Genomic DNA, 9,596 nt, shown 5'->3' on the forward strand with positions numbered 1-9,596 from the left:
GCTTTGTATCAGTCCTCAATCATTTGTGAGTTAAGCCACTCTTGCAGTGCTTTCATGTCGTGAGCAACAGCCATCTGAAGCTCTTCAACCCAGTCATGCACGTTTTGCCACCATGCAGGGTGATCTCCCTGCTGGATCTGATTGGCAATGCGCTGCACACGGGAAAGCCCTACAGAGCCGGCGGCACCTTTTATTTTATGGGCCTGGGAGCACACTTCAGACTTTTCGTCAGCACTCAGGCTCAACTGAAGAATTTCCATGTACTCCGGCATTTTATCCTGGAACACTTTTACGCTGGCACGGACCATATCTTCACCAATGGTATCCACCAGCATTTGCAACAATTCGATATCCAGAATATTAGACAGCGCTTTGCTGTTGTCAGTTTTCTTAGGCTTGTTTTCCACTTCAGTATGCAGCGGTGCGGCCGGTTCAGCAAATAAACTGTTGAACACCTCAATCACACGGCTCTTCTTGATGGGTTTGGCGATAACGTCATCCATACCGTTTTGCAGGTACTCTTCACGCTTTTTAATCACGTTAGCCGTTAATGCCACCATCGGCGTACCCATAACCAAATCTTCATCGCGCAGCGTGTTGGCCACGTCAAACCCTGTCATATCCGGCAACTGGATATCCAGCAGGATAAGGTCGTAGTGATTTTCACGGGCTTTATCAATTGCTTCCTGACCGGTCATGGCCACGTCGACTGTCTGACCTAATTTCTCAAGCAGCGCTTTTGCTACCATCACATTCAGCTCAATGTCTTCCACCAGCAGAATGTTGAGATCGGTCACCAGCAGTTTGGAAACCTGCATAGGACGGTTAGAAATCTGTAACGGCAGCTCAATTTCAAAGCGTGTGCCCTTGCCGACTTCTGACGTAACGCGGATATCGCCGTTCATCAAGTCGACCATTTGCTTACAGATAGCCAGACCAATACCGGTACCTGTTGCAGACTGATGATCCGGATGGTCTACCTGATAATACATGGCGAAAATTTTCTCAATTTCGCTGTCAGGGATCCCCACACCGGTATCTTCTACCACGTAGGTCACCACCGTCATATCATCTTTTGCCGGCGTTGCCGACACACTCAGTTTCACATTCCCTTTCTGCGTAAACTTCACGGCATTAAACAGAATGTTCCACAGGATCTGACGCAGACGGGTACCGTCAACCTCCACCAGTTGCGGTAAGGGTTCCTGAATATCGGTTATCAGTTCCAGCGATTTGTCTGCCGCTAACAGACGGATAATGCTGGACAACTCCTGGGTGAAATCACGCAGCGATACCGTTTTCAGGCTGAGCTCAAGTTTATCCCGGTCCAGCTTATCCAGATCGATGATGTCGTTGAATATATTGCCCAGCGTAATCGCGCTGGCATAAATAGTACTGACCCAGTTGAACTGCTCTTCGCTCAAATCCGTGTCGCGCAGCATGCGGCTTAAACCCACAATGCCGTTCAGTGGCGTTCGCAATTCGTGAGAAATCGTGGCAATGAAACGGGTCTTATCGGTACTGGCTTTCGCAGCAGCATTCTCGGCCTGTTTGCGCTCTGTCATATCCCGGCCAAAAGCCAGCAAACCTAAACGTGTGCCTTCGTTATCAAAAAACGGTACCCGCTTCATTTCGAAGTAACGGCGTTTTCCGTCAGCAAAGCGCAACCACAACTCTTCAGTCATGCTGGCATTGGTTTCCAGCACTTCATGATCAGAAGCAACAATCTGGCGGGCCAGTTCTTCTTCAAACACATCATGTAAGGTCAGACCTACCAGCTCTGCTTCGGACTTACCGGTGAGCATTTCCGCAATGCGGTTACAGCCGGCAAAACGCCCTTCTTCATTACGGTAGTAAATCAGATCCGGTGAAGCATCGATGATGGAACGCAGCAGTGTAGATAAGTGTCGTGCCTGCTGTTCTGAAAAAGATTTCTCTTCAATCTCTTTTTCAAGATCTTTAAACACCGCTTCACGGTCGTCCTGCGCTTTACGGCGCTGTTCCATCTCATGATTAAGCTGGCGGATATTGCTTTGCAGTTCGCGGTTAAGGAATACATCTTCCTCACGCAAACGTTCCAGCTGGCTGACCACTTCTTTTAAATTCGTGCGGGAAGTTTCCAGTTGTTTAACCAGTTCACTTAAGAAGTAAAGTACCCAGGGGGCTGACATCATGGTGAGCACAACAGCGATAATAAAATCGTCAGGTTGAACCTCATTGCCCATGGTCACCCGAATGACGTATGAACCGCCAAGGGTGAAAACCAGCGTAACAACAACAAACAGCAAACTTAGTTTCAGTGTGCCAAAGCGCTTTATAAACTGCGCAAACTTTATCGCCCACGAATCATTTGGAGAATCTTGATGCATAACGAACGTACTGCAATTTCTAAATAACTAAACTTACAGCACTTATAACACGGTCGCGTTGGAAAACCCACAAATCTGCCTGCACGTTATACTAATTTGTGACACTCCGGTGACTATCCTGACCTATTCACTGACGGGCAAAATTCGTCATAGCGATAATTCCCTTCATTTATATGGATACGCCCGGTGACTTTGCTAATGCACCGGCACAGAGGTATATTAGATTTTGTCTGGTCGGGCTTGGCGGGTTCTGACAGGTTGCCGTAAAAGTGATATTCATTCAGCCACACCCTGCATTTCCATATAAATAAACAATTTTTATGAATGATTATTCACAATTAACCTCTTATTCTTTTTTGAACTTTAGTATAAACATACTAATTTGATAAAAAAATGAGCGTTCAGCTCAAAATCCAATCAGCGGCGATTTCAAATTAAGATATTGATTTAAAATGATTTTATGTAACTTATTCAAAATACATAAGGTCTTCACATTTTTATCATTTGATTTTATATGCCAATGTATGTATTTTGTACGGCCCGCTAAGCAATAGTGCATAAAAATGCGGTTAACGACTGGCGTCCTACTAATAATAATTAACGACATAAAAAGGCGCTTAGAGTATGGTGAAAACTGGCTCGTAAATAGACGTCTACACTAATGTTGCGATGCGTGTCCTGCGCGGAACACGATCCAACACATGCCTTGTCCAGTCGAAGGTTGAAGGAGTTTTTAAGATGAGTTTATATAATCCCAATGATTCCCGGGATAACTGTGGCTTTGGTCTTATTGCCCACACTCACGGGGAAGCCAGCCATAAACTGGTAACGACTGCAATCCAGGGCCTGGACAGAATGCAGCACCGTGGCGGTATTGCTGCCGACGGTAAAACCGGTGACGGCTGCGGATTGCTACTGCAAAAACCGGATGCCTTTTTTCAGGCTATCGCCGAAGAGAACGGCTGGAAGCTGAGTAAGAAATATGCCGTAGGCATGATCTTTTTGAGTCAGGACGACGCGCTGGCACAAGCTGCCAGAGACATTCTTAACGAAGAGCTGGAAAAAGAAACACTGAATGTTGTGGGCTGGCGCAAAGTGCCGGTAAACCACGATGTATTAGGTGAACTGGCTCTGACCGGTGTACCGCAGATCGAGCAGGTTTTTGTGAATGCTCCTGCGGGCTGGCGTAAACGCGACGTAGAACGTCGTTTGTTTATGGTTCGCCGCCGTGCCGAGAAACGTCTGGAAAAAGACAAAGACTTCTATGTAGCCTGTTTATCCGGCTTAGTCACCATCTATAAAGGTCTGGTGATGCCGAAAGATCTGCCTGCCTTCTACGCAGATTTGGCTGACGAACGTCTGAAAAGTGCTATTTGTGTATTCCACCAGCGCTTCTCCACCAACACATTGCCTAAATGGCCTCTTGCGCAGCCTTTCCGTTTTCTTGCGCACAATGGTGAAATTAACACGATCAAAGGTAACCGTGACTGGGCAATGGCCCGTACCGGTAAGTTCTCAACGCCTTTGATTCCGGATCTGAAAGATGCTGCACCTTATGTAAATACAACAGGTTCTGACTCATCTTCTCTGGATAACATGCTGGAATTATTCCTGGCGGGCGGCATGGACTTATTCCGTGCAATGCGTCTGCTTGTGCCACCAGCGTATCAAAATAACAAAACCATGGACGAAAGCCTGCGTGCATTCTACGAGTTTAACTCAATGCACATGGAACCATGGGACGGTCCTGCCGGTATCGTACTGACAAACGGTCGCCACGTTGCCTGTAACCTTGACCGTAATGGTCTGCGCCCTGCCCGCTACGTGATCACCAAAAATGGTTTCATCACACTGGCTTCAGAAGTAGGTATCTGGGATTACAGCGAAGCTGACGTGGTAGAAAAAGGCCGCGTTGGTCCGGGCGAAATGCTCGCCGTTGATACCTACAACGGAAAGATCTGGCGTTCCAACGAAATCGACGCAGAGCTGAAAGACCGTCACCCGTACAAAGAATGGCTGGAAAAACACATCCGTCACCTGACGCCAATTGAGCAGATGGATTCTTCTGAATTAGGTAAGCGTGTCTTCGATGACGACACCATTGAGGTTTACCACAAGCTGTTCAACTACAGCTACGAAGAAATTCAGCAAGTCGTGAAGGTTCTGGCCAAAGATGGTCAGGAAGCTGTAGGTTCAATGGGTGATGATACGCCAATGGCAGTATTGTCTTCCAAAACCCGCACTGTTTACGATTATTTCCGTCAGCAGTTTGCCCAGGTAACCAACCCGCCAATCGACCCGTTACGTGAAAATCACGTAATGTCACTGGCTACCTGTATCGGCCGCGAGCAGAACGTATTCAGCGAAACGTCAGGTTATGCTGACCGCGTACTGTTTTCATCTCCGGTACTGGTTTACACCGACTTAAAACAGCTGCGTGAATTTAACCCTGAAAACTACTATTCAGAGAAAGTTGACCTGCAATATAAGCAGGAAGAAGGCTTACGTAAGGCCATCGAACGTATCTGTAACGAAGTGGAATATCTGGTTAAACAGAAGCGTGCTGCATTCGTTATTCTGTCAGACCGCAACATTAAGAAAGACAGACTGACCATTCCTGCCGCTATGGCGACCGGTGCGGTGCATCGCCGTCTGGTTGAAAAAGCACTGCGTTGCGACGCAAACGTTGTGGTTGAAACTGCTTCAGCCCGTGACCCGCATCACTTTGCTGTACTCATTGGCCTGGGTGCAACGGCTGTTTATCCGTTCCTTGCTTATGAAACCATCGAGCAACTGTGCGAAAAAGGCGAGCTGACCTGCTCGGTAACAGACGCCGTTTTGAATTACCGTAAAGGTATCAATAAGGGCCTTTACAAAATCATGTCTAAGATGGGTATAAGCACTGTGGCCAGCTACCGCTGCTCCAAGCTGTTTGAAGCCATCGGTATCAATAAAGATGTGGTTAACCTTTGCTTTAACGGCGTACCTTCCCGTATTCAGGGTGCCGGCTTTGAAGATTTCGAACAGGATGCGATTAACCTTAACCGCATTGCCTGGCTGAAGCGTAAGCCTCTGTCTCACGGTGGTCTGCTGAAATATGTTCACGGCGGCGAATATCACGCCTACAACCCGGATGTGGTGAAATCACTGCAAACTGCAGTGGTTTCCGGTGAATACAGCGATTACCAGGTTTATGCAAAACACGTCAATGAGCGCGCACCAGCGCACTTCCGTGACTTGCTGAAACTGAATTCGCCCAATGAAGCCATTGATATCAGCGAAGTCGAAGGGGCGGAAAAACTGTTCCCCCGTTTCGATACCGCGGCGATGTCTATCGGTGCATTGAGCCCTGAAGCCCACGAAGCCCTGGCCATTGCAATGAACCGTTTAGGTGGCCAGTCGAACTCAGGTGAAGGTGGCGAACACCCTTCCCGCTTCGGCACAGAAAAGAACTCTAAAATTAAGCAGGTGGCTTCCGGCCGCTTCGGTGTAACCCCGCACTATCTGGTTAACGCAAATGTTATCCAGATCAAAGTAGCGCAGGGCGCAAAACCGGGCGAAGGTGGTCAGTTGCCGGGTGACAAGGTTAACAAGTACATTGCGCAACTGCGTTTCTCTGTACCAGGTGTAACCCTGATTTCACCACCGCCTCATCACGATATTTACTCTATCGAAGATTTGGCTCAGCTTATCTTTGACCTTAAGCAGGTTAACCCTACCGCTCTGATTTCAGTGAAACTGGTATCAGAGCCTGGCGTAGGCACTATCGCTACCGGTGTAGCGAAAGCGTATGCTGACCTCATTACCATTTCCGGTTATGACGGTGGTACAGGTGCAAGCCCGCTGACGTCTGTTAAGTACGCCGGCAGCCCGTTTGAGCTGGGTCTGGCGGAAACACAACAGGCACTGATTGAAAACGGTTTGCGTCACAAAGTACGTGTACAAACCGACGGTGGTCTGAAAACCGGTCTGGACGTTATCAAGGCAGCCTGTATGGGTGCTGAAAGCTTCGGTTTCGGTACTGGCCCGATGGTGGCGTTAGGCTGTAAATACCTGCGAATTTGTCACCTGAACAACTGTGCGACAGGTGTTGCAACTCAGGATCAAAAGCTGCGTGAAGAACACTTCATCGGCTTGCCTGAGATGGTAATGAACTACTTTAAGTTCATTGCTCAGGAAGTGCGGGAAATTATGGCCGCGATGGGCGTACGTAAGTTCGATGAACTGGTAGGCCGCACTGATCTGTTGAAAGTTATCGACGGCATTTCAGCGAAACAAAACAAACTGGATCTGTCACCACTACTGGCAACACCGGTTGAAGGCGAGCATACCCGTCTGTTCTGTTCAGAAACCACCAACCAGCCGCTGGATAAAGGTGAGCTGAATGCGAAGATTCTGGACGATGCCCGAAACGCTGTGCGTGAAGGCAAAGGTATCCGTCTAAGCTACCCAATCCGCAACACTGACCGTTCAGTGGGTGCCATGTTGTCTGGTGAAATCGCCAAACATCACGGAAACCATGATATGGAAGATGTGCCGGTTGAAATACAGTTTACCGGTACTGCGGGCCAGAGCTTCGGCGTATGGAACGCAGGTGGTCTGCACATGCGTATTGAAGGTGATGCCAACGATTACGTGGGTAAAGGTATGACTGGCGGTAAGCTGGTTATCTATCCGCCTAAGAACATCAGTTTCGATGCACATAACAGTGCGATCATGGGTAACACCTGTCTGTATGGTGCTACCGGCGGTAAACTGTTCGCTGCCGGCCGTGCCGGTGAACGTTTCGGTGTGCGTAACTCAGGCGTAACCGCCGTGGTCGAAGGTATCGGTGACAACGGTTGTGAATACATGACCGGTGGTATTGTTGCTGTACTGGGCCCGGTAGGCGTTAACTTTGGTGCCGGTATGACAGGTGGCTTCGCTTACCTGTACGACGAAAACGGTGACCTTGATAACCGCGTTAACCCTGAACTGGTTGAAATCATGGATATTGGCGACAAGGCCATTCTGTCAGAGCACTTACGTGGTCTGATTAACCAGCACTATGAAGAAACAGGCAGTGAACACTCATTGTCATTGCTGACGAACTTCGCTGAGTCGGTAAAACGCTTTAAGTTAATTAAGCCGAAAACCAGTGACGTTAAAAACCTGTTGGGCCACATCAGCCGTTCGAGTGACGAGCTGCGGATCCAGGCGCAATAAGAGAGGTAGGTGAAGTAATGGCTAAAAATGTATACCAATTTGTTGACGTTGAACGGATTGACCCGCCGAAAAAACCTATCATGGTGCGTAAGGGTGAGTTCGCTGAAATTTATCAACCGTTAACGCAATCACAAACCGAAGGCCAGGCAGACCGCTGCCTGGACTGCGGTAACCCTTATTGCGAGTGGAAGTGTCCGGTTCACAACTACATTCCGCAATGGCTGAGCCTTGCGAATGAAGGTCGTATTATTGAAGCGGCAGAACTTTCTCATAAAACGAACAGCTTGCCGGAAGTCTGCGGCCGCGTGTGTCCACAGGATCGTTTATGTGAAGGTGCCTGTACGCTGAATGATGAGTTCGGTGCCGTAACTATCGGTAGTATTGAAAAATACATCACCGACACCGCTTTCGAAATGGGCTGGCGTCCGGATATGTCTGACGTAGTCTGGACAGATAAAAAAGTCGCTATCGTGGGTGCAGGTCCTGCAGGTCTTGCCTGTGCAGACATTCTGGTACGTAACGGTGTGAAGCCGGTTGTTTTCGACAAGTACGAAGAAATCGGCGGCCTGTTAACCTTCGGTATTCCTTCGTTCAAGCTGGAAAAAGACGTGATTAAACGTCGTCGTGAAATTTTCACCGAAATGGGTGTGGAGTTCAGACTCAATACTGAAATCGGTAAAGATATCGACTTCCAGACGCTGCTTGATGAATACGATTCCGTGTTCCTCGGTATGGGGACGTACAAGTCCATGCAAGGCGGATTTGACAATGAGCACGTTGAAGGTGTTTTTGATGCCCTTCCGTTCCTGATTGCGAATACTAACCGTGTAATGGGGCTGGAAAAAGATCCTGCTGACTTTGTCGACATGAAAGACAAAACCGTTGTTGTGCTGGGTGGTGGTGATACCACTATGGACTGCGTACGTACGTCTATCCGTCAGGGCGCAAAACGCGTAATTTGTGCTTATCGCCGTGATGAAGAAAGCATGCCCGGTTCACGCAAGGAAGTACAGAACGCGAAAGAAGAAGGTGTGGAATTCGTCTTCAATGTACAACCACTGGATATCGCGCTGACCGGTGAAGGCACTGCAGCCGGTGTTAAACTGGTTAAAACTGAAATGGGTCCGCCGGACATCAACGGTCGTCGTCGTCCTGTTGAGGTGGAAGGTTCAGAGCACGTGCTTGAAGCGGATGCGGTTATCATCGCCTTCGGTTTCCAGCCAAGCCCTGCCAGCTGGTTTGCTGACTACGGTATTATCCTGGATGAAAAGGGTCGTGTTATCGCCCCTGCCGGTGGTAAGTACGCTTATCAGACTGCTAACCCGAAAATCTTCGCCGGTGGCGATATGGTTCGGGGCAGCGATCTGGTGGTAACCGCCATTGACGAAGGCCGTAAAGCGGCTGACGGCATCATGGATTACCTCGGCGTTTAATACGGCTCAAAGCAAAAAACAAAAGCCACGGGATGAGAATTCCGTGGCTTTTTTCGTTTCTGAAGATCAACCGCCGATACTTGAGTGCGTGCCGGTATACCTATGCTTTATTGCCGGTTCAGGGGTTCTTGCCTATAGTTTTACTCATCTGTTAAGCATCCATTCCGCTTAATAAAGGGAGAGTAAAAATGAACAAAAAGACGTGCAGTATGATTGCAGCGACTCTGCTGTGTACGGCTTCTTTATCTGTGGCAGCAGCACCTGACACATCAGCCTGTCCGGCAGACTTTCACACGCTGACCATGCCGGATGACGCAAAGCAATGTCAGGTTTTCGACAGCGGACTGCCTGCCACACTGGTGTTTTATTCCGCGACACCGCAGCAAACACTCATCGACTATTACACGGCGCAGTATCCCGGTATGCAGGTCGCAGCAACAGTACAGGGCAGAACGTTACTCACTGCCGCGAACGACAGTGTGCGGGTCATCATTTCCCCTGATCACGAAGGCTCTCAGGTAGACATGATGATTGTTAAGGCCAACTGAGACCTGTCAGCCTCCTCCCAGCTATCCGGTGCCGGACGCTC

4 protein-coding genes are annotated in these 9,596 nt (G+C 48.8%); 3 read left to right on the top strand and 1 reads right to left on the bottom strand.

Annotated features, from left to right (window positions below):
• Positions 1-8 precede the first annotated feature (8 nt).
• The gene (gene arcB / locus AC4PME_RS00520) at positions 9-2,369 is read right to left on the bottom strand and encodes an aerobic respiration two-component sensor histidine kinase ArcB (protein WP_119502281.1); all 2,361 of its coding nucleotides are present in this window, start codon (positions 2,367-2,369) and stop codon (positions 9-11) included.
• Positions 2,370-3,107: 738 nt separating this feature from the next.
• On the opposite strand from arcB, the gene gltB reads away from it, so the two are divergent.
• From gltB to AC4PME_RS00535, 3 genes are all read left to right on the top strand, one after another.
• The gene (gene gltB, locus AC4PME_RS00525; RefSeq protein WP_491044543.1) at positions 3,108-7,574 is read left to right on the top strand and encodes a glutamate synthase large subunit; all 4,467 of its coding nucleotides are present in this window, start codon (positions 3,108-3,110) and stop codon (positions 7,572-7,574) included.
• A gap of 17 nt (positions 7,575-7,591) precedes the next feature.
• Positions 7,592-9,007 (top strand): FAD-dependent oxidoreductase, encoded by a 1,416-nt coding sequence (locus AC4PME_RS00530; protein WP_490709614.1) that lies wholly within the window; start codon positions 7,592-7,594, stop codon positions 9,005-9,007.
• Between the two features lie 188 nt (positions 9,008-9,195).
• A complete protein-coding gene (locus AC4PME_RS00535) occupies positions 9,196-9,555 on the top strand; it encodes a hypothetical protein (RefSeq protein ID WP_119502285.1) in 360 nt (119 codons plus the stop codon).
• Positions 9,556-9,596: the final 41 nt, after the last annotated feature.

The organism is Alteromonas sp. (assembly GCF_984505615.1).

What these genes read in the sequence shown, in the direction of transcription:
- arcB (WP_119502281.1), bottom strand. Translation starts at nt 2,369, where the DNA reads ATGCATCAAGATTCTCCAAATGATTCGTGGGCGATAAAGTTTGCGCAG.
- gltB (WP_491044543.1), top strand. Translation starts at nt 3,108, where the DNA reads ATGAGTTTATATAATCCCAATGATTCCCGGGATAACTGTGGCTTTGGT.
- AC4PME_RS00530 (WP_490709614.1), top strand. Translation starts at nt 7,592, where the DNA reads ATGGCTAAAAATGTATACCAATTTGTTGACGTTGAACGGATTGACCCG.
- AC4PME_RS00535 (WP_119502285.1), top strand. Translation starts at nt 9,196, where the DNA reads ATGAACAAAAAGACGTGCAGTATGATTGCAGCGACTCTGCTGTGTACG.